This window comes from Streptomyces sp. NBC_01707 (assembly GCF_041438805.1).
In the GTDB taxonomy this organism is placed as follows: domain Bacteria; phylum Actinomycetota; class Actinomycetes; order Streptomycetales; family Streptomycetaceae; genus Streptomyces.
The window spans coordinates 6,064,205-6,088,916 of the sequence record NZ_CP109190.1 but is presented as its reverse complement, the minus strand read 5'-3'; the positions used below and the strand labels follow the sequence as shown (position 1 = coordinate 6,088,916).

20 protein-coding genes are annotated in these 24,712 nt (G+C 70.2%); 9 read left to right on the top strand and 11 right to left on the bottom strand.

Annotation, left to right across the window (positions count from 1 at the left end):
* Nucleotides 1-180 precede the first annotated feature (180 nt).
* Both cofD and OG963_RS27425 read left to right on the top strand, forming a co-directional pair.
* Complete coding sequence (gene cofD / locus OG963_RS27430) at nucleotides 181-1,137, top strand: 2-phospho-L-lactate transferase (protein WP_371799556.1); 957 nt, start codon at nucleotides 181-183, stop codon at nucleotides 1,135-1,137.
* On the top strand, nucleotides 1,134-2,498 hold the full coding sequence (locus OG963_RS27425) for a coenzyme F420-0:L-glutamate ligase (protein ID WP_362277642.1): 1,365 nt from the start codon (nucleotides 1,134-1,136) through the stop codon (nucleotides 2,496-2,498). The genes cofD and OG963_RS27425 overlap by 4 nt, the downstream gene beginning before the upstream one ends.
* Nucleotides 2,499-2,614: 116 nt before the next feature.
* Here OG963_RS27425 and OG963_RS27420 read toward each other — a convergent pair whose 3' ends face one another.
* The 3 genes from OG963_RS27420 to OG963_RS27410 form a co-directional block, all read right to left on the bottom strand.
* The gene (locus OG963_RS27420) at nucleotides 2,615-3,676 is read right to left on the bottom strand and encodes a DNA-3-methyladenine glycosylase (protein ID WP_371799555.1); all 1,062 of its coding nucleotides are present in this window, start codon (nucleotides 3,674-3,676) and stop codon (nucleotides 2,615-2,617) included.
* Between the two features lie 57 nt (nucleotides 3,677-3,733).
* The gene (locus OG963_RS27415; protein WP_371799554.1) at nucleotides 3,734-4,825 is read right to left on the bottom strand and encodes a sugar phosphate nucleotidyltransferase; all 1,092 of its coding nucleotides are present in this window, start codon (nucleotides 4,823-4,825) and stop codon (nucleotides 3,734-3,736) included.
* Between the two features lie 128 nt (nucleotides 4,826-4,953).
* Nucleotides 4,954-6,387: a peptidoglycan recognition protein gene (locus OG963_RS27410; protein ID WP_371799553.1), complete on the bottom strand. Its 1,434-nt coding sequence runs from the start codon at nucleotides 6,385-6,387 to the stop codon at nucleotides 4,954-4,956.
* Between the two features lie 138 nt (nucleotides 6,388-6,525).
* Here OG963_RS27410 and OG963_RS27405 point away from each other — a divergent pair, with 138 nt between their 5' ends.
* From OG963_RS27405 to OG963_RS27390, 4 genes are all read left to right on the top strand, one after another.
* On the top strand, nucleotides 6,526-7,278 hold the full coding sequence (locus OG963_RS27405) for a TIGR03089 family protein (protein ID WP_371799552.1): 753 nt from the start codon (nucleotides 6,526-6,528) through the stop codon (nucleotides 7,276-7,278).
* A 236-nt stretch (nucleotides 7,279-7,514) separates the two neighbouring features.
* Nucleotides 7,515-8,831: an LCP family protein gene (locus tag OG963_RS27400; RefSeq protein ID WP_371799551.1), complete on the top strand. Its 1,317-nt coding sequence runs from the start codon at nucleotides 7,515-7,517 to the stop codon at nucleotides 8,829-8,831.
* A 224-nt stretch (nucleotides 8,832-9,055) separates the two neighbouring features.
* Entirely contained in the window at nucleotides 9,056-10,849 is a 1,794-nt protein-coding gene (locus tag OG963_RS27395) for an LCP family protein (protein ID WP_093930350.1), read from the top strand.
* A 49-nt stretch (nucleotides 10,850-10,898) separates the two neighbouring features.
* Nucleotides 10,899-12,587 (top strand): LCP family protein, encoded by a 1,689-nt coding sequence (locus tag OG963_RS27390; protein WP_093776603.1) that lies wholly within the window; start codon nucleotides 10,899-10,901, stop codon nucleotides 12,585-12,587.
* Nucleotides 12,588-12,661: 74 nt separating this feature from the next.
* Here the strand turns inward: OG963_RS27390 and OG963_RS27385 are convergent, their stop codons facing one another.
* Complete coding sequence (locus tag OG963_RS27385) at nucleotides 12,662-13,684, bottom strand: glycosyltransferase family 2 protein (RefSeq protein ID WP_030926978.1); 1,023 nt, start codon at nucleotides 13,682-13,684, stop codon at nucleotides 12,662-12,664.
* 275 nt (nucleotides 13,685-13,959) lie between these two features.
* Here OG963_RS27385 and OG963_RS27380 point away from each other — a divergent pair, with 275 nt between their 5' ends.
* The gene (locus OG963_RS27380; RefSeq protein WP_093776601.1) at nucleotides 13,960-15,324 is read left to right on the top strand and encodes an LCP family protein; all 1,365 of its coding nucleotides are present in this window, start codon (nucleotides 13,960-13,962) and stop codon (nucleotides 15,322-15,324) included.
* An 80-nt stretch (nucleotides 15,325-15,404) separates the two neighbouring features.
* Here the strand turns inward: OG963_RS27380 and OG963_RS27375 are convergent, their stop codons facing one another.
* On the bottom strand, nucleotides 15,405-15,956 hold the full coding sequence (locus OG963_RS27375) for an acyl-CoA thioesterase (protein ID WP_030926974.1): 552 nt from the start codon (nucleotides 15,954-15,956) through the stop codon (nucleotides 15,405-15,407).
* Nucleotides 15,957-16,075: 119 nt separating this feature from the next.
* Between OG963_RS27375 and OG963_RS27370 the strand changes: the two genes are divergently transcribed.
* Nucleotides 16,076-17,380 carry an LCP family protein gene (locus OG963_RS27370; protein ID WP_093776599.1) on the top strand — a complete coding sequence of 435 codons (1,305 nt, stop codon included), beginning with the start codon at nucleotides 16,076-16,078 and terminating at the stop codon, nucleotides 17,378-17,380.
* An 89-nt stretch (nucleotides 17,381-17,469) separates the two neighbouring features.
* Here the strand turns inward: OG963_RS27370 and OG963_RS27365 are convergent, their stop codons facing one another.
* The 3 genes from OG963_RS27365 to OG963_RS27355 all read right to left on the bottom strand — a co-directional run bounded on the left by OG963_RS27365 (nucleotide 17,470) and on the right by OG963_RS27355 (nucleotide 20,063).
* Complete coding sequence (locus tag OG963_RS27365) at nucleotides 17,470-18,276, bottom strand: class I SAM-dependent methyltransferase (RefSeq protein WP_371799550.1); 807 nt, start codon at nucleotides 18,274-18,276, stop codon at nucleotides 17,470-17,472.
* Nucleotides 18,273-18,749, bottom strand: coding sequence for a hypothetical protein (locus tag OG963_RS27360; RefSeq protein WP_093776595.1), 477 nt, complete (start codon nucleotides 18,747-18,749; stop codon nucleotides 18,273-18,275). Before OG963_RS27360 ends, OG963_RS27365 begins: the two co-directional genes overlap by 4 nt.
* A gap of 156 nt (nucleotides 18,750-18,905) precedes the next feature.
* A complete protein-coding gene (locus OG963_RS27355) occupies nucleotides 18,906-20,063 on the bottom strand; it encodes an acyl-CoA dehydrogenase (RefSeq protein WP_093776593.1) in 1,158 nt (385 codons plus the stop codon).
* Between the two features lie 189 nt (nucleotides 20,064-20,252).
* Here OG963_RS27355 and OG963_RS27350 point away from each other — a divergent pair, with 189 nt between their 5' ends.
* Complete coding sequence (locus OG963_RS27350; RefSeq protein WP_093776685.1) at nucleotides 20,253-21,596, top strand: UDP-glucose/GDP-mannose dehydrogenase family protein; 1,344 nt, start codon at nucleotides 20,253-20,255, stop codon at nucleotides 21,594-21,596.
* Between the two features lie 112 nt (nucleotides 21,597-21,708).
* Here OG963_RS27350 and OG963_RS27345 read toward each other — a convergent pair whose 3' ends face one another.
* From OG963_RS27345 to OG963_RS27335, 3 genes are read right to left on the bottom strand one after another with little or no spacing between them, the layout of a single operon-like run.
* Nucleotides 21,709-22,950 (bottom strand): dipeptidase, encoded by a 1,242-nt coding sequence (locus OG963_RS27345; protein ID WP_256223681.1) that lies wholly within the window; start codon nucleotides 22,948-22,950, stop codon nucleotides 21,709-21,711.
* A gap of 22 nt (nucleotides 22,951-22,972) precedes the next feature.
* Nucleotides 22,973-23,512 carry a 5-(carboxyamino)imidazole ribonucleotide mutase gene (purE, locus tag OG963_RS27340; RefSeq protein ID WP_093776591.1) on the bottom strand — a complete coding sequence of 180 codons (540 nt, stop codon included), beginning with the start codon at nucleotides 23,510-23,512 and terminating at the stop codon, nucleotides 22,973-22,975.
* Complete coding sequence (locus OG963_RS27335) at nucleotides 23,509-24,648, bottom strand: 5-(carboxyamino)imidazole ribonucleotide synthase (RefSeq protein ID WP_319739088.1); 1,140 nt, start codon at nucleotides 24,646-24,648, stop codon at nucleotides 23,509-23,511. The genes purE and OG963_RS27335 overlap by 4 nt, the downstream gene beginning before the upstream one ends.
* Nucleotides 24,649-24,712 lie beyond the last annotated feature (64 nt).

The window sequence follows — 24,712 nt, the reverse complement described above, 5'->3', positions numbered from 1 at the left end:
CAGGCTTCGCCCGACAGCCCACCCGTCGCCCGCCACCACCCCACCAACGATCAGGCTTCGCCCGACAGCCCACCCGTCGCCCGCCACCACCCCACCAACGATCAGGCTTCGCCCGACAGCCCACCCGTCGCCCGCCACCACCCCACCAACGATCAGGCTTCGCCTGACAGACTGTTGTGCATGCGCATTGTGGTTCTGGCCGGTGGTATCGGTGGTGCTCGTTTTCTGCGTGGCCTCAAGCAGGCCGCGCCCGACGCGGACATCACGGTGATCGGCAATACCGGTGACGACATCCATCTGTTCGGGCTCAAGGTCTGCCCCGACCTCGACACCGTGATGTACACCCTCGGCGGTGGCATCAACGATGAGCAGGGCTGGGGGCGTACCGACGAGAGCTTCCAGGTCAAGGAGGAACTCGCGGCATACGGCGTGGGGCCCGAGTGGTTCGGGCTCGGCGACCGTGACTTCGCGACACACATCGTCCGTACGCAGATGCTGGGCGCGGGCTACCCGCTCAGCGCCGTCACCGAGGCACTCTGCTCACGCTGGAAGCCGGGAGTCCGGCTGCTGCCGATGTCCGACGACCGGGTCGAGACGCATGTCGCGATCGAGGTGGACGGCGAGAGCCGGGCGATCCACTTCCAGGAGTACTGGGTGAAGCTGCGCGCCTCCGTGGAGGCCCGTGCGATCGTGCCGGTCGGCGCGGAGCAGGCCAAGCCGGCGCCCGGTGTACTCGAGGCCATCGCCGAGGCCGACGTCATCCTCTTCCCGCCGTCCAACCCTGTCGTGTCGGTCGGGACCATCCTCGCCGTGCCCGGGATCAGGGAGGCCATCGCCGAGGCCGGGGTGCCGGTCGTCGGTCTCTCCCCCATCGTCGGGGACGCGCCGGTGCGGGGCATGGCGGACAAGGTGCTCGCCGCGGTGGGCGTCGAGTCGACGGCAGCGGCCGTGGCCCAGCACTACGGTTCCGGGCTGCTCGACGGCTGGCTCGTCGACACGGTGGACGCCGGGGCGGTCGAGGACGTGGAGGCAGCGGGCATCCGCTGCCGCGCCGTGCCGCTGATGATGACGGATGTGGACGTGACCGCCGAGATGGCGCGTCAGGCGCTGGTGCTGGCCGAGGAGGTACGGGCGTGAGCGGCGGCGCGGCCTCCGGCGAGGCACCCTCGTACCGAGTGTGGGCGCTGCCCGGGATGCCGGAGGTGCGGGCCGGGGACAGCCTCGCGAAGCTGATCGCCGCCACCGAACCGGGGCTGGTGGACGGCGACATCCTCCTCGTCACCTCGAAGATCGTCTCCAAGGCGGAGGGCCGGATCGTCGAGGCGGCGGACCGGGAGGCGGCGATCGACGCCGAGACGGTACGGGTGGTGGCGCGCCGCGGCACGCTGCGGATCGTCGAGAACCGGCAGGGGCTCGTCATGGCCGCTGCCGGGGTCGATGCCTCGAACACCCCCGCCGGGACGGTGCTGCTGCTGCCCGAGGATCCGGACGCCTCGGCCCGGACGATCCGGGAAGGGCTGCGGGACACGCTCGGCGTCGAGGTCGGGGTCGTCGTCACGGACACCTTCGGGCGGCCGTGGCGCAACGGACTGACCGATGTCGCGATCGGGGCGGCCGGGGTGCGGGTGCTGGACGATCTGCGGGGCGGGACGGACGCGCACGGCAACCCGCTGAGCGCGACCGTCGTCGCCACCGCCGATGAGCTGGCCTCGGCCGGTGACCTGGTCAAGGGCAAGGCCGAAGGGCTGCCGGTCGCGGTGGTACGGGGGCTTTCGCATGCCGTGGACACGGCGGACGGGGCCGAGGTGTCCGGGCACGGTTCCGGTGCCGATGGCGTCGAGTCGGGAGCTCGGGCGCTGGTGCGGGTCGCGGCCGATGACATGTTCCGGCTCGGGACGTCCGAGGCGGTACGGGAAGCGGTGACCCTGCGACGTACGGTGCGGGAGTTCACGGACGAGCCCGTGGACCCGGGGGCGGTACGCCGTGCCGTGGCCGCGGCGGTGACGGCCCCGGCACCGCATCACACGACGCCGTGGCGGTTCGTACTCCTGGAGTCCGAGGAGTCACGGACGCGGCTGCTCGACGCGATGCGGGATGCGTGGATCGCGGACCTGCGGCGGGACGGCAAGAGCGAGGAGTCGATCGCCAAGCGGGTGCGGCGGGGCGACGTGCTGCGCCGGGCGCCATATCTGGCGGTGCCGTGCATGGTGATGGACGGCTCGCACACGTACGGGGACGCCCGACGGGATCAGGCGGAGCGCGAGATGTTCGTGGTCGCGGCAGGGGCCGGCGTCCAGAACTTCCTGGTGGCACTGGCCGGCGAGCAGCTCGGGTCGGCGTGGGTCTCGTCGACGATGTTCTGCCGGGACGTGGTGCGTGAGGTGCTGGATCTGCCGGCGGAGTGGGATCCGTTGGGAGCGGTGGCCGTCGGGCGGGCTGCGGGGGTGCCACGGGAGCGTGGGGAGCGGGATGTGGCGGCGTTCGTCGCCGTGCGGTGAGGGGTGCGGGTGGCTCCTCCCCCGCCCCTTCCCGAAACCGGGGGCGGCCCCGGGAGCCCGGAATCGCGGCCTTCGGCCGCGTGGTGTCGTCAATGACCGGACGGGCTTGAGTTCGCCTACAGGCGGGCGATGTCGCCCCTCGTCATGCGGGGGGCTCGGCGCGAGGGGGTGTGGCCCGAGAGCAGGATCAGGCGGGTGGCCCGATGGCGTTGGCCCTCGTAGGGAGCGAGCAGGGTCAGCATCTCCTCGTCGTCGGCGTTCCTGTTGCCTGCCAGGGCGTGGCCGATGATGCCGGGGAGATGGAGATCGCCCACCGTGACCGCGTCGGCGGCGCCGTTGGCTCGTTGGAGCGTTTCCGCGGAGGTCCAGGGGCCGATCCCGGGGATCAGTTCGAGCCGGGCGGTGGCCTCCGGGAGGGGCATGGTGGCCGCTTCCTCAAGCCGTCGGGCCACGCGTACCGCGCGCAGGATCGTGGCCGATCGTTTGGCGTCGACGCCCGCGCGGTGCCATTCCCAGGACGGGATCAGCGACCAGGTACGCGGATCCGGCATCACATGCAGGCCGTGCGTGGTGAACAGGGTGGCCGCAGGGCCGGGGGCCGGGGTGCCGTAGGTCCGGACGAGAAGGCGCCAGGCGCGGTAGGCCTCGTCGGTGGTGACCTTCTGTTCCAGGATCGACGGGATCAGCGACTCCAGCACCAGACCGGTGCGCAGCAGCCGCAGTCCGGGGCGGCGGTGCTGAGCCGCGGCGACCAGACGGTGGCGGGGGCGGAACGCCTCCGGTTCGTCCTGCGCACCGAGCAGGGTCGGGAGTTGGTCCAGGAGCCATGCGGCGCCGGGACCCCAGGCCGTCGCCCCGATCCGGCCGCCCCGGTCGGTGAGGTGCAGTGCGCCGGGGCCGGCCGGGGTGCGGGTGGCACGCCAGACCGAACCGTCCCGGTCGATACGGAACGTCGGATCGGCGGGGCCGCGGCGCAGTGGGGCGAGGACGAGGCGCAGGTCGAGCGAGCCGGGCGGGGTCCACTCCCGGGTCAGTGCCTCGGATGCCTGCTGTGCCCCGGGGGCCTGCTGTGACTCCGGTCGGTGCAGTGCCCCCGGTGCCTGCGGCGCCTCGTCCGCTGCGGCCTGGCGCGGGACGGATCTGCTCGGAGCGCTGCGGGGGGCGAATCGTCCTGCCACGGGTGAGGTCCTCGGTCGTCGGGGATACCTATTGAGCGTACGCGCCGCGGGGGCCCGTCATTCGTCCGACGAGAAGCGCACGGACGCGTCGGGCAGAGTCGCCCCGCACCAGATGCGGACACCGTTGCGCAGTTCGTTGTCGGCGCCGACCCGTGCGCCGTCGCCGACGACCGCGCCCGCCAGCACCGTCCGGCTGCCTATCCTGGCACCGGCTCCGACCAGGGAGTCCGTGATCACGGCGCCGGGTTCGACGACCGCGCCGGCCAGCACCGCGGAGCCGTCGATCCGCGCGCCCGCGCCGATCAGGGCGCCTTCGCCGATGACCGTACCGCCGCTGAGTTTGGCGTCGGCGGCGACGGAGGCCGTCGGCAGCACGAGCCGGTCGCCGCACCGCCCGGGAACGGCAGGGGACGGGGCGCGGCCGAGGACCAGGTCGGCGGAGCCGCGTACGAACGCCTGCGGGGTGCCGAGGTCCAGCCAGTACGTGGAGTCGACCATGCCCTGGAGATGCGCTCCGGAGGCGAGCAGTCCGGGGAAGGTCTCGCGCTCCACGGAGACCGGGCGGTCGGCCGGGATGGTGTCGATGACCGACCGTCGGAAGATGTACGCCCCCGCGTTGATCTGGTCGGTGACGATCTCTTCGGGCGTCTGCGGCTTCTCCAGGAACGCCGTGACCCTGCCGGTGTCGTCCGTCGGTACGAGACCGAAGGCGCGCGGGTCCTCGACCCGGGTGAGGTGGAGCGAGACGTCCGCCCCGGACGTGGCGTGCGAGGTGACCAGCGCCCGGATGTCGAGGCCGGTGAGGATGTCGCCGTTGAAGATGAGGACGGGTTCGTCCGGGCCGGAGACGAGGCGGGAAGCCACATTGCGGATGGCTCCGCCGGTGCCGAGCGGTTCGCGTTCCGTGACGTATTCGATGTGCAGGCCGAGTGACGAACCGTCGCCGAAGTGCGGCTCGAAGACCTCGGCCAGGTACGACGTGGCGAGGACGATGTGCTCGACCCCGGCGGCCCTCGCCCGCGCCAGCTGGTGCGTCAGGAACGGGACGCCGGCCGCCGGAACCATCGGCTTCGGAGTGTGCACCGTGAGCGGGCGCAGTCGAGTGCCTTTGCCACCGACCAGGAGAATCGCTTCTTTTGCCTCTGTCACAGCACTGTCTCTGCTTCCTGCTGGGGCCGGGCCTCGTTTCGGCTGGCCAGTGTAAGCAGACCGGTCGGACCTCCCCGGTCGGCGGCCCGGCCGCCGGTCCGGCACCCCCGCCGGCGCCGCACGGGCCGTCAGCGGCCTTGCAGGTGGGCAGAGCTGGTCCGGGCCGAGCCGAGCTTCTTGTAGAGACGGGTTCCAGGGCATTCGGTTGCGAAGCCGTCCCGATGTCCGGAGATGACGTTGAGTTTGACCTTTGTCCCCTTCTTGAACCGGTTTCCGCCGCCCGACACGAGGGTGGTCCTGGAGTTCGGGTTGGCGCCGAACAGACCGAGTTTCCAGGCGGTGAGCTTCGCGACGGCGTTCACCGCGGCCGCGGGCGGGTCGGACGTGCTGAAGGTGCCGAGCACGGCAATGCCCATGCTGTTGGTGTTGAAACCGAGAGTGTGCGCGCCCTGGACCGCCTTCGTCACGCCCCCGGCACGTCCTTCGTAGATGTTTCCGCACTTGTCGACGGCGAAGTTGTAGCCGATGTCGCGCCAGCCAGTGCTCTTGACGTGGTAGCGGTAGATACCGCGAAGGACCGACGGCGCCTGGGAGCACGTGTACTTGTTGCCCGTGGCGCTGTGGTGGATGAAGGCGGCCTTGACACTCTTCGTGTACGCGAAGCCTTTCTCGCGCAGCTTCTCGTCGGCACCCCAGCCCTTGCGGGTGACGATGGTCGGGCGGGCGCCGATGTACGGCTTGCTGCCCGGCGCGACACCGGCCGCGGCCTCGCTCTCCGCCTCGGTCCGCGCCTTGCTCAGTGCGGGCAGGACGCGGTCCTGGCCGGATGCCTGGAGGGAAGTCGGTGCGGCTCCCTGAAGGGACGCCTGGAGAGTTGTGGCGAGGCGGCCGCCCTTGCCGGATGCGAGACCCACGAACTCGCCACCTGCCGCTTCGACGTCGCCTTCGTCGGTGTCGGCCACGGGCGACTGCTGCGGGTCCCTGCCGGGGTCCACGAGTTCGAGCCGCAGGCCTTCGGGCAGCGGTACCCGGGCCGTGACCCTGTCATCGACGGCGGGCGCCTCCGGGATGACCCGGACCTCGACGCCGTCGCAGTTGCCGACCCAGAGCGGGGCGGTGGAGCCGCGGACGGTCCCGGAGTCGCGCTCGGCGCTCCCGGGGTCGGCGGCGTGCTCGGCATTGTGGGTCTCCAGGTCCTGCCAGTCGGACCAGTGACGGGAGCCGACGGCCCGGGTGCGGACCTCGACGACGCCGTGGAGTTCGACGTCGGCGTCGTCCCAGACGACGCCGACCAGTGAGAAGGGGTGGACGTCGCGTCGAGGCAGACCTTGCACGGCGTTCGCCTCGGCGGTGCCGCTGGGGGCGTCGGTCGCCCGCTCGGACGCGTCGGGAAGTGGCGACAGCGGCAGGGACTGCGTCGACCCGGGCACTTCGGCGGGATCGGCGGCCTCGGTCGCTGCGACGGCGGAGGTGTCGGGGGCGGCGCCCGCGGGCGCGGCGTTGGGCAGCACAAGGGCTGCCGAACAGGTGACACCAATGGCAGATGTGATGAAGGCACGCATACGAACGATGGTGACCACAATGCGACATCAGCGGCTACCGGGGCATCTTCGGACAATTGACGGGCCGTCTGCCGAACCGGTGTACCCGATGTCTGTGCCATCCGGCCCCGCCCGGCGCCGCCGCGTACCCTTGCGCGGATGAACGCCAGCGACCGCACCCCTGCCGACCTGCTGCGTTCCGCGCTCGCCGCGGACCCGGCCCGCCCCATGGTCACTTTCTACGACGACGCCACCGGAGAACGGGTCGAACTGTCGGTGGCCACCTTCGCCAATTGGGTGGCCAAGACCGCCAACCTGCTGCAGGGCGACCTGGCCGCGGAACCGGGCGACCGGCTCGCCCTCCTGCTGCCCGCGCACTGGCAGTCCGCGGTCTGGCTGCTCGCCTGCTCCTCGGTCGGCGTCGTCGCCGATGTGCAGGGCGACCCCGCCGCCGCCGACCTCGTCGTCACGGGTCCGGACACGCTGGACGCCGCGCGCGCCTGCCGCGGCGAACGGATCGCCCTGGCCCTGCGCCCGCTGGGCGGCCGGTTCCCGCAGCCCCCCGAAGGTTTCGCGGACTATGCCGTGGAGGTGCCCAGCCAGGGTGACCGGTTCGCGCCGTTCGCGCCGGTGGATCCGGACGCGCCCGCGCTGACCGTCGGCGGGCTCGGGCTGACGGCGGCGCAACTGGTCGCGCGCGCCCGCGAGGACGCCGAGGAGCTGGGGCTGGCGCCCGGATCGCGGCTACTGACGGGACGCACGTACGACAGCTGGGACGGGCTCAGCGCCGGGCTCTTCGCCCCGTTGGCCGCAGGCGGCTCCGTGGTCCTGTGCCGGCATCTGGGACAGCTGGACGACGACGGACTCGCCAAGCGCGTCGAGAGTGAGCGGGTCACCAACACCGCGGTGTGACAAGCCCCCTGACGGCCACTCGTCCGGCCCACAGCGGGCCGAGTCCCCGGGTCTGCGCAACAACTCCGGTACATCATCTGCGGTACAGACCACTCGGGCCCTGCGGTCTTCCGTCTTGGCCGGGCCGGGCCCCGCGAGCCCGGCCCGGCCAAGACGAACCCCTGGGCACAACCAAGCGTGAGGTTCAGCCGTCTACTCCTGCGACCGGCGGCCCAGCGCGCCGCCGAACGTGAAGGATGGACGCAGACGTGACCGAAAGCGCCGGCACGCCGGCCGACCCCGACCGCTCGGCCGCGGACCAGGACGGGCACAACGACGAGTCGCAGGACAGGGACGGGTCTCAGGGCGAGGGCAGGTCTCGGGGCGACGGCAGCTCTCAGGACGGTCCGGAAGGCGAAGGACGCCCTGAGGAGCCGCTCGACTCGGACGCCCCTGCCGGGCGCAGGCACCGCTGGCTACGTTGGACTGCGCTCGCCGCGTCGCTCTTCGTCCTGGTCGCCGCGGGTGGCGGCTGGTGGCTGTACAGGAAGCTCGACAGCAACATCAGGACCGACACGTCCGCGGCCGCCGAACTGCGGGTGTACGAAAAGGAACGTCCCGTGTCCGTCGTGCACGACGCGGAGAACATCCTGCTCATCGGCTCCGACAGCCGCACCGGCGACAACCGCAAGTACGGCCGTTCCTACGGCAGCAGCCAGCGCTCCGACACCACGATCCTGCTGCACCTCGCCGCGGACCGGAAGAGCGCCACGGCCATGTCCATCCCGCGCGACCTGATGACGGAAATCCCCAGTTGTCACCAAGCGGACGGAAAGCCCACCAGGAAACAATTCGCCCAATTCAACTGGGCCTTCCAATTCGGTGGCACCGCCTGCACGATCCGCACGGTCGAGCGGATGACGGGCATTCGCATCGACCATCACATGGTCGTCGACTTCAACGGCTTCAAGGACATGGTCGACGCGGTGCACGGCGTCGAGATCTGCCTCAAGGAGCCGATCGACGACTCGGACGCGCACCTGAAGCTCCGCGCGGGGCGCCAGAAGCTCGACGGCGAGGAGGCGCTGGGGTACGTACGGGCCCGCAAGTCCATCGGCAATGGCAGCGACACCGACCGGATGGAGCGCCAGCAGCGATTCCTCGGCGCGCTGGTGAACAAGATGCAGAGCAACGGCGTCCTGCTCAACCCGACCCGGCTCTATCCGGTGCTGGACGCGGCCACCAAGTCGCTGACCACGGATCCGGGCCTGGACAGCCTCAAGGACCTGTACGAGCTGGTGCGCGGCATGCGCAACGTACCGACCAAAAAGGTGCAATTCCTGACAGTTCCGCGACAGCCATACACGGCCGACCCGAACCGGGACGAACTTGTCCAACCCGAGGCCAACAAGCTCTTCAAGCGACTGCGCGAGGACACCCCTGTCGCAGTGGTCCCGGCGGACGAACTGGAACGCAAAAAGGGCAAGAATTCGGACAGCGCGGGCTCGGAGAGCCCGACGCCCACACCCACCTATTCAGGCAGCAATGCGGCCACCGACCTGTGCGAGCAGTAAAGCAATTCCCAAGTAGGCATCAGCAATCGGAGCGTAATGAGCAGTATGACCGGTTGTAAGGGCCGTGGAATGTGTCACGCCCGTCGCTTGACAGCGAACCGGGCGGATAGTGTGACGCGATCCGGTGCTTCCGACCATCAGGTCGCGCACTGCTGGAGCGAAAGATCGAGCGCCTCTCCGGGGGAAGGCGCCTCGCGTGGCACCGACGGAGGACTCAAACAACCGTGGATGCGCAAAGCCGTGGGCGGGCGGACGAAATCGACCCCGCAGACCAGTGGGTCCTCAACCCGCAGACCGGCGATTACGAATTGCGACTGCCCCAATCCGGAGGGGATTCATACCGCACGCCGAGTGCGCCGGGTCCCCGTGGTTCCGGGCGCAGAGGCGCGGCGCACGAGGGCGGCGGCGAGCGCAGAAGCCCGGTTCGTGACGGCGGTGACGAGCGCAGAAGCGGTGGCCGGAACGGCGAGGGCCGGGGGCCGGTGCCCGCGCAGCGCGGTCGCCGTGCCAATGGCCCGCGCGGCCAGGAAGGTTCGGGTCCCGACTCCGCCGGTCGGCGCAAGCGCAAGCAGCCGAAGGGCCGCCGCAAGAAGGCGCTGCTCTGGACGGGCGGCGTGATGGCCTTCGTGCTGGTCGGTCTGTCGGTGGGCGGGTACGCGCTGTACCAGCACTTCAACGGCAACCTGAACTCCGTGGACATCGGCGACGCCGGCAACAAGGACGTCATCACCGCCAACGCGCCCCTCAACATATTGATCATCGGCACCGACAAGCGGACCGGTAAGGGCAATGAGGGGTACGGCGACAAGAGCAGCCCCGGCCACGCCGACACCAACATCCTCTTCCACGTCTCCAAGGACCGGACCAACGCCACGGCGCTGAGCATCCCCCGCGACCTGATCACCGACATCCCGGACTGCACCACCAAGCAGCCGGACGGTTCGGACAAGGTCATCCCGGGCACCCAGAACATCCGGTTCAACGTCAGCCTCGGTCAGGAAGGCCGCGACCCGGGCTGCACCATGCGTACGGTCGAGGACATCACCGGCGTGAAGCCCGACCACTTCATGATGGTCGACTTCAACGCCGTCAAGGAGCTGACCACTGCGGTCGGCGGCGTCAAGGTGTGTCTGGCCCACCCGGTCAAGGACCCCGACTCGCATCTCGACCTCCCGCAGGGCGAGAGCAAGATCCAGGGCGAGGACGCGCTGGCGTTCGTACGGACCCGGCACAGCTTCGGCAATCAGAGCGACCTGGACCGGATCAAGGTCCAGCAGCAGTTCATCGCCTCGATGATCCGGCAGATGAAGTCGGACGACACGCTGACCAGTCCGACGAAGATGTACAGCCTGGCGGACGCGGCGACCAAGGCACTGACGGTCGACAAGGGCATCGGGTCGATAAAGAAGCTGACCTCGCTCGCCAAGGAACTGGGCAAGATCGACACGAAGAACATCACCTTCGTGACGGCCCCGGTGATAGACAACCCGGCCGAGAAGGTCCATGCGACGGTGGTGCTCAACAAGGCCAAGTCCGACCCGCTGTTCCAGATGATGCGCGACGACACCTCGCTGACCGAGGTGAAGAAGCAGAAGAAGGCCGCCAAGAGCAAGCAGGACGCGCTGCTCAAGGGCACCAAGGCCGCTGCCGCCGACGTTCGGGTCGATGTCCTCAACGGCGGCGACCGGGCCGGCGCCGCCCAGGAGACGGTCACCTGGCTGCAGAACGAGCAGGGCGTACTCAAGTCGACGAACAAGGCCAACGCCCCGGAGAAGATCTCCAAGACGACGCTCGAGTACGCACCGAACCAGGCCGACCAGGCCCGGGCACTCGCCGCCATGATGGGCCTGCCCGGCTCGGCCCTGAAGCAGGGCACCACGGACGCCGAGGGGCTGCAGGCGATGGTCCTGACCCTGGGTGCGGACTTCAAGGGCGCCGGTGTGCCCGTCACCGGACCGGCAAAGGTGCCTGACGACATACCGCTGGCAAACGCCGACAAGGCAGTGTGCGCAAAGTGACACGGGGTCACTGCGCCATTCCGAGAGTCTGAGCAGCAGGGGGGACCTGGTGGGACGGAGCAGCACATCCGGGGAGGGAACGCGACCACGCGTCCGGCATGCCGGACAACTCGGCTGGGACGACGGCCTGTACGACGACGAGCCGTCCGCCGGCTCCGGGGGCGGACGCGACAGCCGCGCCGGGGACCGGGGCCGCCCGGACCCCGGCCGCGCCGGGCGCCGCCGCGGCCGGTCGCACCGGCACGGCAGACGCGGCAAACGCCGGATACTGCGCTGGATCGCCTGGGTTCTCGTGCTGGCGATACTCGGCGCCGGCGCCGCCGGCTATCTCTGGTACGAGCACCTGAACAGCAATCTCCGCAAGGGGCATCGCAGCGCCGGGAACAGCGCCGCGAAGAAGGCCGCCCCGAACGCCGCGGGCCAGACCCCGCTGAACATTCTGCTGATCGGCTCCGACAGCCGTAATTCCAAGGAGAACCTCAAGCTCGGCGGCTCGAAGGAGAGCGTCGGCGCGAAGCCGCTGGCCGATGTGCAGATGCTCCTCCACGTGTCGGCCGACCGGAAGAACGCCTCGGTGGTCAGCATTCCGCGTGATACGCGCGTCGACATCCCGAAGTGCGTCGACCCCGACACCGGCCACGAGTCCCCGGCCACCAACAGGCTCATCAACGAGTCGCTGGGCCGTGGCGGCCCCGGCTGCACACTGGACACCTGGGAGCAGCTGACCGGCGTCTACATCGACCACTGGGTGATGGTCGACTTCGCCGGGGTGGTCGCCATGGCGGACGCCGTGGGCGGCGCCGATGTGTGCGTCAACGACAACGTCTACGACATCCCCAAGCCCAAGGTCCCCGGCGGCTCCTATCTGAAGCTGACCAAGGGCACGCACAAGGTCAAGGGCAAGCAGGCGCTGCAGTGGCTGCGTACCCGCCACGCCTTCGAGAGCGACATCGGCCGAGCCAAGGCCCAGCACATGTACCTGAACTCGGTCATCCGTGAGCTGAAGAACCAGAACGCGTTCACCGACACCGGGCGGCTGATGGACCTCGCCGAGACGGCGACCAAGTCGCTCCAGGTCTCGGAGGAGATCGGCTCGGTGAAGAAGCTGTTCGACCTCGGTATGCAGCTCAAGGGCGTACCGATGGACAAGATCAACATGTTGACGATGCCGCGGATCCCGGATCCGGAGAACGACAACCACGTGCTGCCGAAGCCGGTCGCCGCCGACAAGCTCTGGGCGCTGCTGCGGGACGACGAGTCGCTCGACCCGAAGGACCGCAAGACGTCCGGGAAGAAGGACAAGGGACCGGCCGCGGCAGCGCCTGCTGCCCTCGACGTGACGGTGGTCAACGGCACCGGAGCCGACGGGCAGGTGCCCACCGGCGGCCGCGCCATGGGCGTCCAGGACATCCTCCGGTCCGAGGGCTTCACCAAGGCCACCGCCTCGACCGTCCCGGGGTCCGCGCTGACCACCACGGTGACCTATCCGAAGGACTCCGGCGCCCAGGGCAAGTCGGACGCGCTGTCGATCGCCGAGGCCCTGGGGATGCCGACCAGCGCGGTCAAGGTGTCGACGGATGTCGAGACGCTGACCCTCACGGTCGGCTCGGACTGGCGGACGGGACAGACGTACCCCAAGAAGGCCGCTGACGACGACGACCCGCTGGAGGGGACCGAGGCGGTCAACGGGTCGGAGCAGGACGCCTGCATGGACGTCTACTGGCCGTACCGGTTCTAGGCGGGGCCGACGCACAGGGGCGCCGAACGCTCTCGGGGAGAGCGTTCGGCGCCCCTGTGCGTGCCCGCGCCGGATCAGACCGTCTGTCGCCCGACCGCCGGGCGGCGGGCGGCCATGACCTTCTTGGCCAATGAGCGCGGGCTGGTCAGGAAGCCGTAGCCCCAGGACATGTGCATGGTGGCCAGCGCCACCGGGATCTGTGCCCGCGCCTTCAGCGGCAGGCCCTTGCCCGCCGGGAGGGACCCGGCGATTATGGCCGCGGCGTAACCGGCCGGGAGGACGAAGGCCCACGGGGTGACGGCCGCGCCGACGACGATGCCCGCCGCGATCGCGCAGACGGCGGTCGGCGGCGCCAGGTAACGCAGGTTGATCGAACCGGCGTGGTAGCGGGCGACGACGTGGCGCCAGCGGCCGTAGTCCTTGTACTGCTTGGCGAGGGCCTTCACCGAGGGACGCGGCCGGTACTGCACCTTCAGCTCCGGCGAGAACCAGATCAGTCCGCCCGCCTCGCGGATCCGGAAGTTCAGCTCCCAGTCCTGGGCGCGGATGAACTCCACGTTGTAGCCGTCCGCCTTCTCCAGCGCCTCGCGGCGGAAGACCCCCAGGTAGACGGTCTCGGCCGGGCCCGCCTGGCCGCCGGTGTGGAAGGCCGCGTTGCCGACGCCGATCCTCGATGTCATGGCCGCGGCGACGGCGTCCTCCCAGGCGTTCTCGCCCTCGGCGTGCATGATGCCGCCGACGTTCTGCGCGCCGGTCTCCTCCAGGAGCCGGACGGCGGTCGCGATGTAGTTCGGCGAGAGCATGCCATGGCCGTCGACTCGCACCACGACGGGGTGCGAGGAGGCCTGTATCGCGGCGTTGAGCGCTGCCGGGGTGCGGCCGGTCGGGTTCGGCACCGTGTGCACCCGGGAGTCCTCGCGTACGAGCTCGGCGGCGATCTCGTCCGTACGGTCCGTGGACGGGCCGAGCGCGATCACGACCTCCATCTCGCCGGCGTACTCCTGCTCGAGGATGTGCCGGACGGAGTTCCTGAGATGGCGTTCCTCGTTGAGCACCGGCATGATCACGGAGACGGCGGGGTACTGCGCGGCAGACATGTGGTCCTCGGGGGGTCCTCGGGGGCGCCGGGGGTTCGCACCCCAGGAGGCGGCGTTATTCGGCCGCCACGTTACCGCGAATGAGGGACACGGGCGCGCGCCACCGGGTTGCTTCCCGGAGTGGTTGTCGTATGGACCTACTGTGCGAATGGTCCCCCCTGCACCGCGGAGGTCCCCCCGTGCCCACACCGCACAGCTCCCCCCGTCCGCCGCGCCGCCACGCCACTCCCCCGCAGCGCAGGTCGAGAAAGCAGGACGAGCGGCCCCGCTGGGGCATGCGGGTCGCGACCGGTCTGTCCGTGCTGGTGCTCGGGGCGGGCGGGATCGGTCATGCCGTCGTGACCAGCCTGGAGACCGGGATCGACCGGGTCGACCCGTTCAAGGACATGAAGAACCGGCCGCGGGCCGGCAACGGCATGAATCTGCTGCTCGTCGGCACCGACGGCCGCGACAAGATCGGCCCGGAGGAGAAGCGGAAGTACCGGCTGGGCGGTGCGCCCTGCCACTGCACCGACACGATCATGCTGGTGCACCTGTCGGCGGACAGAGAACGCGCGACCATCGTCTCGCTGCCACGCGACACCTACACCGAACTCCCCGAGCACCGGGACGCGACCACCGGCGTCGAGCGCGCCGCCCATCCGGTGAAGCTGAACGCCGCCTATGCGGAGGGCGGCCCGAGTCTGACCGTACGGACGGTCGAGCGCATGACGGGTGTCAAGGTCGACCACTACCTGGAGGTCGACTTCTCCAGCTTCATGAAGACGGTGGACACCCTCGGCGGGGTGCAGGTCTGCACGGCCCGGCCCATGAAGGACGCGTACACCGGCCTCGATCTCGCCGCGGGCACCCACTGGCTGGACGGCGGGCAGGCGCTCCGCTACGTGCGCTCACGCCATATCGACGCGGCCGCCGACCTGGGCCGGATGCAGCGCCAGCAGAGGTTCCTCGCGTCGCTGATCAAGCGGGCGACCAGCAGCGGTGTGCTGATGAACCCGGTGAAGTTCCGGGACGTCGCGTCGACGATGCTCCGTTCGGTCCGGGCGGACCAGGGGTTCGGCACGGACCAGCTGCTGGACCTCGGCCAGGCGATGCGCGGCTTCACCCCGGCGTCGTCCGAGTTCGCCTCCGTACCGATCAGCGATCCCTCCTTCCCGGTCAAGGGCGTCGGCTCGACGGTCAAATGGGACCCGGTGAAGTCGAAGAGGCTCTTCGAGGCGCTGCGCGAGGACAAACCGCTGGCTTCGAAGCGGCCGATGGCGCCGGCGGCGAAGCCGGTCGATGTCGCACCGGGTGAGATCCGGGTCCAGGTCTACAACGGCACGGTGCAGGACGGGCTCGGCAGAAGGGTCGACGACGCGCTGCGCGCCACCGGCTTCGTCACGACACGGGCCCCGCTCAACGCGGATCCGCGCAGCCTCAAGCACACGCTGGTCGAGTACGACCCGCGGTGGGACCGGTCGGCGAAGTCGCTGGCGGCAGCGCTGCCGGGGGCGGAGCTGCGGGCGGTCGCGGGGCAGGGCAAGACGATGAAGGTGACCGCGGGCGACGATTTCGGCAAGGTGGAGCGGGTGCAGGCCGAGGCGAAGCACCGGGGTGAGTTCGGCACGGTCACGGGCGACCAGGTGGTGTGCCCGTAGGGGCGGTGCCGCGTGCGGGGCGACGTCCTGGAGGCCGGTGGCCACCGGGTGCCCGCCCCCGCCGGACCCGGGACCTGCCGTCAGTCGATGTCGATGCCGTCCGCGATGCGCTTCTCGCGCAGTTCCTTGATCGCGCGGCGGCGGGCGAGGCGGTGCGTACGCCGGATCTGCGCCTCCTGGTAGCGCCGCTTGTCGCGCTCCGTCTCCGGGATCACGGGCGGTACGGGGCGCGGCTTGCCGTCCCCGTCGACCGCGGCGAACACCAGGTACGCGCTGCCGACCTGCTGGGCGGGGGTCGATTCGTTCCACCGCTCGGCCATGACCCGGACGCCGACCTCCATCGAGGAGCGCCCGGTCCAGTTCACCTGCGCGCGGACGTGAACAAGGTCACCGACGCGGACCGGCTCCAGGAAGACCATCTCGTCCATCGAGGCCGTCACCGCGGGGCCACCGGAGTGCCGGCCGGCCACGGCGCCCGCCGCGTCGTCGACGAGTTTCATGATCACGCCACCGTGCACGGTCCCCAGCAGGTTGGTGTCACTGCCGGTCATGATGTGGCTGAGGGTGGTCCGGGAGGCCGCGGTCGGCTTGCCCGGAATATCGCCCTCCGGGCGCGGGGCCTGATCTGTCATGTCGTCCACCTTATGCGGGGGCCATGCGCCGCGGACATTGCATCAGCTTGGCAACAGCCCCGGCCCGATATCTCACACCCCCTGTAATACCGACAGGTCCGGCCTGCACACTGGTCCGCATGAGCGACAGGCCCGGTGGATGGACCGACGACAACCGCGACGACCGCTACGGACAGGGCAGTGACAGCGCCCAGCCCGAAGGTGCCCGTGTGATGCGGCACGTCCAGCGGCACCCCGCACCGCCGCAGCAGCGCCCGGCGCCGCCGCGGCAGTATCCGGCGCCGCCGCAGCAGCGCCGTCCGGAGCCGCCGCGGTACTCCGACGGCTATGACGACAACGCTGGGTACGGCAACGGTTACAGCGACGGTCAGGTCTACGGCGGCGGCAACGGCGGCGGCCGGGGTTACGGCGGCGGTGACGGCGGTTACGTCCAGGGCCGGCCCGCACCGGACTGGCGCCGTCGAATAAAGATCGGCGCGCTGACCCTCGTGGTCGTGGTGCTGGCCGTCTCCATCGGCACGTACTTCTGGGCCGACTCCAAGCTGAAGCGCGAGGTCGACCTCTCCAACGTGATCGAGCGTCCCGGCGAGGGCGACGGCACCAACTACCTGATCGTCGGTTCCGACAGTCGCGCGGGCATGTCGGCCGAGGACAAGAAGCGGCTCCACACCGGCTCCGCCGAGGGCAAGCGGACCGACTCGATGATGATCCTGCACGACGGATCGAACGGCCCGACACTGATCTCCCTGCCGCGTGACTCGAACGTGGAGATCCCCTCGTACAAGGGCTCCGACTCGGGCAAGCTCTACCCGGGCCGCGGCCGCTTCACCAAGCTGAACGCCGCCTACGCGGAGGACGGCCCGGAACTGCTGGTCCGTACCGTCGAGTTCAACACCGGCCTGCACATCGACCACTACGTCGAGATCGGCTTCGGCGGCTTCGCCAAGATCGTGGACGCGATCGGCGGGGTGGAACTCGACATCCCCAAGGCTTTCAAGGACAAGAACTCCGGCGCCGACTTCCAGGCCGGCAAGCAGACGCTGAACGGCGAGCAGTCGCTCGCCTTCGTGCGGACCCGGTACGCGTTCGCGGGCAGCGACCTGGACCGTACGAAGAACCAGCAGAAGTTCCTTGCGGCGCTGGCGAGCCAGACGGCGACGCCGTCCACGATCCTCAACCCGTTCAAGCTGTACCCGACGATGGGCGCCGGCCTCGACACCCTCATCGTCGACAAGGACATGTCGCTGTGGGACCTGGGCAACATGTTCTTCGCGATGAAGGGCGTCACGGGCGGTGACGGCAAGTCGATGAACATGCCGATCTCGGGCAGCACCGGCGGGAACCTGGTCTGGGACAAGGCCAAGGTCAAGCAGCTGGTGCAGCAGCTCAACGACGACGAGAAGGTCACCGTCTCCAGCAACTGACGGCAGACAGGAGCGGGGCCCGGACGGTTCGCCGGCCGGGCCCCGCCGCACGCCACGGTCGTCACCGCGCGTGCGACCGCGGCCCTCCGCTACGCGCTCCCCCGCCCCAGCAGCGCCACGTGCGGCAGAGTCAGATCGCCGTCCTCCTCGGCGAATTCGGCGCACAGCACGTCGTACTCCCGCTTGGCCGCAGCCACTCCCTCCGGCCCCCCGCTGTTGACCATCTGCCCGATCGCGGCGACCCCGGACGCGGGGCCGGCCCACCAGTCCTCCGCACCCACGTGGTGGTCCCAGGCGAGGGCCTCGGTCCGTACGTCTCCGAGGCCGGCCGCGGACATCAGTGCGCCCAGCCCTTCCCGGGTGCGCGGGAAGTCGTGCTCGGCGTCGACCGTGGCCAGCCACTGCGGGCGGGTCAGCCCCGCTGCCTGCGCGGCCCGTCCCACCAGGGCCTGCCCGGCGCCGCCCGGCACCCGCCAGATGGTGACCGCGACGAGTCCGTCGGGACGGGTGATCCGGCGCAGTTCCTCGATGGCGGCCTCCGGGCGGCCCACGTGGTTGAGCACGAAGTTCGCCACGACCGCGTCGAACTCGCCGTCCTGGTAAGGAAGTTCGGGCAGCCGACCGAGCCGGACATCGACTCCGGGAGCGGCCCGCCGGGTCGCCTCGACCATTCCCGGCTCGGCGTCCACGGCCCGTACGACCGCACCGCGCCCGACGGCCGCCACCGTCACACTGCCACTGCCGCACCCCACATCGAGCACCCGTGTCCCGGACCCGACCCCGGCCGCGTCCAGCAGCGCCGGAACGGGGTGCGCACAGAGCCTGGCGAAGGTGCGCGCGTAGGCCTCGGCGCGGCCGTCCCAGATCCGCCGCTCACTCAGATCGAACGCGGTCACCGCACACCCTCCACAGGTCCCTGCGGTTCGAGCTCGTCCAGGTCCTCGTACAGCGCATCCAGAATCCGTCCCGTGGGCTCCCCCTGCGGGGACAGCTCCGCCACGCACCAGCCGGGCAACTGTTCCTCGACCTCGGGCGGAAGGTCACCGTCCGCCGGCTCGGCCAGGCTGCGGAGCAGGCCGAACGCGGTCTCCTTCGCCACCTGCCGGGCTATCTCGCCCAGTTCACCGGGGGTCAGCCCGAGCCGCACCGCCCGCTCGACGGCGCCGCCCGCGAGGCCCTCCTTCCGGTACGCCTCGACCCAGTCGGGTGCCGCCGAGCTCCAGGCGTCGATGTCCTGCCAGACGTTGCGCAGGAACCGGTAGCGGGCGAGCTGCGGAATGTTCTCCTCGACTTCCGAGTCGGCCCAGCCCGGTGCGTCGTCGGCCCCCAGCGCTTCGAACAGGCCGGTGAGCTTGTCGATGTCCGTCATGGACAGGGAAGCTACGCCATCGCGAGCCACCGCTCCCGCGGCGTCCACGTACCCGCTGCACCGGGGATACGCGACCGGCCCCCGGCAGGAAGCCGGGGGCCGGTCGATGGTCGCAACCCGCTCGGAACGGACGCCGAACCGGGAGATCCCGCCGGGTTACGGCAGGTTCCGCGCCATGACTATGCGCTGGACCTGGTTCGTGCCCTCGTAGATCTGCGTGATCTTGGCGTCGCGCATCATCCGCTCCACCGGGTAGTCCCGCGTGTAGCCGTAGCCGCCGAGCAGCTGGACCGCGTCCGTGGTGATCTCCATCGCGACGTCGGAGGCGAAGCACTTGGCCGCGGCGCCGAAGAACGTCAGGTCGCCGTCGAGGCGCTCGGACTTGGCGGCGGCCGAGTAGGTGAGCTGCCGGGCCGCCTCCAACTTCATCGCCATGTCGGCGAGCATGAACTGGACGCCCTGGAAGTCGCCGATCGGCTTGCCGAACTGCTTGCGCTCCTGGACGTAACCCTTGGCGTAGTCGAGGGCGCCCTGAGCGATGCCGAGGGCCTGCGCCGCGATCGTGATGCGGGTGTGGTCCAGGGTCTTCATCGCCGTGGCGAAGCCGGTGCCCTCCTCGCCGATCATGCGGTCGGCGGGGATCCGGACGTTGTCGAAGTAGACCTCGCGGGTCGGGGAGCCCTTGATACCGAGCTTCTTCTCCGGGGCGCCGAAGGAGACACCCTCGTCCGACTTCTCGACGACGAACGCCGAGATGCCCTTGGAGCGCTTGGTCGGGTCGGTGACGGCCATCACCGTGTAGTACTCGGAGACGCCCGCGTTGGTGATCCAGCGCTTCACGCCGTTGAGGACCCAGAAGTCGCCGTCGCGGACGGCCTTGGTCTTCATGCCGGCGGCGTCGGAGCCCGCGTCGGGCTCGGAGAGGCAGTACGAGAACATCGCGTCGCCCTTGGCGAGCGGGCCCAGGTACTTCTTCTTCAGCGCCTCGGAGCCGGAGAGGATCACCGGGAGCGAGCCGAGCTTGTTCACGGCCGGGATCAGGGAGGAGGAGGCGCAGACGCGGGCCACCTCCTCGATCACGATCACGGTGGCGAGGGCGTCGGCACCGGCGCCGCCGTACTCCTCGGGGACGTGCACGGCCTGCAGGTCGGAGGCGACCAGGGCGTCCAGCGCCTCCTGCGGGAAGCGGGCCTCCTCGTCGACCGCCGCCGCGAACGGGGCGATCTTCGCCTCGGCGAGCGCACGGACCGTCTCGCGGAGCATGTCGTGCTCCTCGGCCGGACGGTACAGGTCGAAATCGGTGGAACCCGCCAAGACTCTCACTCCCCAGGGATGCTAACTACCGTTAAGTAACCCAATTTTAGGCGCCATGCCCCGCAAAGACCTATGCGAGCCGTACGTGAGCTGCGCGACAGGGGTCCGCAAGACCGGTAAAACAGGGCGTCAGGGAGCACGACTATGCTCGTTCACCGCACGTCCGTCCGCATCTCCCAGGAGCACTTCATGGCCCTCAGGATCACTGTGATCGGCACCGGCTACCTCGGCGCCACCCACGCCGCGGCCATGGCGGAGCTCGGCTTCGAAGTGCTCGGGCTCGATGTCGTGCCCGAGAAGATCGAGATGCTGAGCGCCGGCAAGGTCCCGATGTACGAGCCGGGTCTGGAGGAACTGCTCCGCAAGCACGTCGCGGGCATCGAGGGTTCCACCGGCCGGCTGCGGTTCACCACCTCGTGGGAGGAGGTGGGTGCCTTCGGTGATGTGCACTTCGTCTGCGTGAACACCCCGCAGAAGCACGGCGAGTACGCCTGCGACATGTCCTACGTGGACAGCGCCTTCGAGTCGCTGGCGGCGCAGCTGACCCGGCCCACCCTGGTCGTCGGGAAGTCGACCGTGCCGGTGGGCTCCGCCGCCCGGCTCGCGGCGCGGCTGGCCGAGCTGGCACCCGTGGGTACGGACGCGGAGCTGGCCTGGAACCCGGAGTTCCTGCGCGAGGGCTTCGCCGTGAAGGACACCCTGCACCCCGACCGGATCGTCGTCGGTGTGGAGAGCGAGCGCGCCGAGAAGCTGCTGCGCGAGGTGTACGCGGTGCCGGTCGTGGAGGGGTCGCCCTTCGTGGTGACGGACTTCCCGACCGCCGAGCTGGTGAAGACCGCCGCGAATTCGTTCCTGGCGACGAAGATCTCGTTCATCAACGCCATGGCGGAGGTCTGCGAGGCCGCCGACGGAGACGTGAAGAAGCTCGCCGAGGCGATCGGCCACGACGAGCGGATCGGCAACAAGTTCCTGCGGGCCGGAATCGGCTTCGGCGGCGGCTGTCTGCCCAAGGACATCCGCGCGTTCATGGCGCGCGCCGGTGAGCTGGGCGCGGACCAGGCGCTGACGTTCCTGCGCGAGGTCGACTCGATCAACATGCGGCGCCGCGGCCACATGGTGGAGCTGGCCCGGGAGGCCGTGGGCGGCGACTCGTTCCTCGGCAAGCGGGTGGGCGTGCTGGGTGCGACGTTCAAGCCGGACTCGGACGACGTACGCGACTCGCCCGCGCTGAACGTGGCCGGGCAGATCCACCTCCAGGGCGGCCAGGTCACCGTGTACGACCCGAAGGGCATGGACAATGCCCGGCGGCTCTTCCCGACGCTCGGGTACGCGGAGTCGGCGCTGGACGCCGTGCGCGGTGCGGATGTGGTGCTGCACCTGACGGAGTGGCACGAGTTCCGTGAGCTGGACGCGGTGGCACTGGGCGAGGCCGCGGCACACCGGATCATTCTGGACGGCCGTAACGCGCTGGACAGTGCGGTGTGGCGCGAGGCGGGCTGGACGTACCGGGCGATGGGCCGGCCCCGCGCCTGAGTCACTGGTTCATGAGCCGGCCGCTGACGGCCGGTCCGCCCTGAGCCGTCGAGGGCCCGAGCCGCCCCCCTCGGAGCGCTCGGGCCGTTCCCGGGCGGCTGTCAGGCCGTTCTCAGGCCTCGGGAGCGTCGAGTACGTCGATCGTGGCGTGGGACGGACCGCGCCGCGTACGCAGCTCGCGGGCGACGTCCTCCGCGTCCCGCAGCACCCGTACCGCGTTGCGCCAGGTGAGCTTGGCGAGGTCGGCGGCGGACCAGCCGCGGCCGAGGAGTTCCGCGATCAGGTTCGGATAGCCCGAGACGTCCTCCAGACCGGCGGGGAGGAACGCGGTGCCGTCGTAGTCGCCGCCGATACCGATGTGGTCGATCCCGGCGACCTCACGCATGTGGTCGAGGTGGTCGGCGATCGTCGCCACGGTGGCCATCGGGCGCGGGTTGGCCGCCTCGTAGGCGGCGTGGATCTTCATCGCCTGCGGGGTGGTGTCGAGATGGTGCAGCCCGTGGGCGCGCATGTTCTCGTCCGCGGCCCGGGTCCAGGCGACCGCGGCCGGCAGGACGAACTTCGGTACGAAGGTCGCCATGGCGATGCCACCGTTGGCCGGGAGCTGCGCGAGGACGTCGTCGGGGATGTTGCGCGGATGGTCGCAGACCGCCCGTGCCGAGGAGTGCGAGAACATCACCGGCGCCGTGGAGGTCGCGAGCGCGTCGCGCATCGTCGTGGCCGCCACATGCGAGAGGTCGACGAGCATGCCGGTGCGGTTCATCTCCCGTACGACCTCGTGGCCGAAGGGGGAGAGTCCGCCGACGCCGGGTTCGTCGGTCGCGGCGTCTGCCCACGCGATGTTGTCGTTGTGGGTCAGCGTCATGTAGCGGACGCCGAGGGTGTGCAGGGCGCGCAGGGTGCCCAGCGAGTTGTTGATGGAGTGGCCGCCCTCGGCACCCATCAGGGAGGCGATACGGCCCTCTGCGCGGGCCGCCTCCATGTCGTCGGCGGTCAGGGCGCGCCGCAGGTCGGCGGGGTGGCGGTCCAGCAGCTCGGCGACCACGTCGATCTGTTCGAGGGTGGCGCTGACGGCGGCGTCACCCGCCATGTCGGACCGTACGTAGACGGACCAGAACTGGGCGCCGACGCCACCGGCGCGCAGCCGTCGGATGTCGGTGTGGAGGTGGGCGGACTGGTCGGTGGCGATGTCCCGGGAGTCCAGGTCGTAGCCGACCTGTTCCCGCAGTGCCCAGGGCAGGTCGTTGTGGCCGTCGACGACGGGGTACTCGGCAAGCAGTTCCCCGGCCCGGGTGAGCCGTTCCGTGATGCGCTCGGCCGTGTGGCCCGCGATGTTGTCGGCGCTGTGATCCATGGTCGCCCTCCCCCTCTTGCCGCTACTTGCCGAAGCCGAAGGAGTCGCTGCCCTCGACCTTGTTGCGCAGCCGCTTGCCCTTCTCCGTCGCCTGGTCGTTCAGCTCCTGCTGGAACTCCCGCATCCGGACCAGCAGCTCACTGTCGTGGGCGGCGAGGATGCGCGCGGCGAGCAGGCCCGCGTTGCGTGCGCCGCCGACCGAGACGGTCGCGACCGGGACACCGGCCGGCATCTGCACGATGGAGAGCAGGCTGTCCATGCCGTCCAGGTACTTCAGCGGGACCGGGACGCCGATGACGGGCAGCGGGGTGACGGAGGCCAGCATGCCCGGCAGGTGGGCGGCGCCGCCCGCGCCCGCGATGACCACCTTGAGGCCGCGGTCCGCCGCGTTCTCCCCGTACGCGATCATTTCGCGCGGCATCCGGTGGGCGGAGACGACGTCGACCTCGTAGGGGACCTCGAACTCGTCGAGGGCCTTGGCCGCTGCTTCCATGACGGGCCAGTCGGAGTCCGAGCCCATGACGATGCCGACCAGGGGCGCGGCGGAGGCGGGGGAAGTCATTCGGTGATCGTTCCTCGCAGGTAGTCGGCCGCGTGCCGGGCGCGCTCCCGCACGTCCGCCAGGTCGTCGCCGTAGGTGTTGACGTGTCCGACCTTGCGGCCGGGCTTCACGTCCTTGCCGTACATGTGGATCTTGAGCTGCGGGTCGCGGGCCATGCAGTGCAGATACGCCTGGTACATGTCCGGGAAGTCGCCGCCGAGGACGTTGGACATGACCGTCCAGGTGGCGCGCGGGCGCGGGTCGCCGAGCGGCAGGTCGAGGACGGCCCGGACGTGGTTGGCGAACTGCGAGGTGATCGCGCCGTCCTGGGTCCAGTGTCCGGAGTTGTGCGGGCGCATCGCGAGCTCGTTGACGAGGATGCGGCCGTCGCCGGTCTCGAAGAGTTCGACCGCGAGATGCCCGACGACGCCGAGCTCCGCGGCGACCCGGAGGGCCAGCTGCTGGGCCTCGCCGGCGAGCTTCTCGCTCAGCTCGGGGGCCGGAGCGATGACCGTGTCGCAGACCCCGTCGACCTGGATCGACTCGACGACCGGGTAGGCGACGGCCTGGCCGTGCGGCGAGCGGACGATGTTCGCCGCCAGCTCCCGTACGAAGTCGACCTTCTCCTCGGCGAGGACCGGGACACCGGCCCGGAACGGTTCGGCCGCGTCCGCCTCGGAGCGGACCACCCAGACACCCTTGCCGTCGTAGCCGCCGCGGACCGTCTTCAGGACGACGGGGAAGCCGCCGACCTCGGCCGCGAACGCCACGGCGTCGGCCGGGTCCGTCACGATGCGGTGGCGGGGGCAGGGCACACCGATCTCCGAGAGCTTGGCGCGCATCACCCCCTTGTCCTGGGCGTGCACCAGCGCGTCGGGACCGGGGCGCACGGGGATGCCGTCCGCCTCCAGGGCCCGCAGGTGCTCGGTCGGGACGTGCTCGTGATCGAAGGTGATCACGTCACAGCCGCGCGCGAAGGCACGCAGCGTGTCCAGGTCGCGATAGTCGCCGACGACGACTTCGCTCACCACCTGGGCCGCCGAGTCCTGGGGGGTGTCGCTGAGGAGCTTGAATTTGATGCCGAGGGGGATACCCGCCTCGTGGGTCATACGGGCGAGCTGACCGCCACCGACCATGCCGACTACCGGAAACGTCACTCCTCCAGGGTATCCGGCGTCCCGGGAACCACCGGACGATGCCCCCGCGGGCGGTCCCGTGACC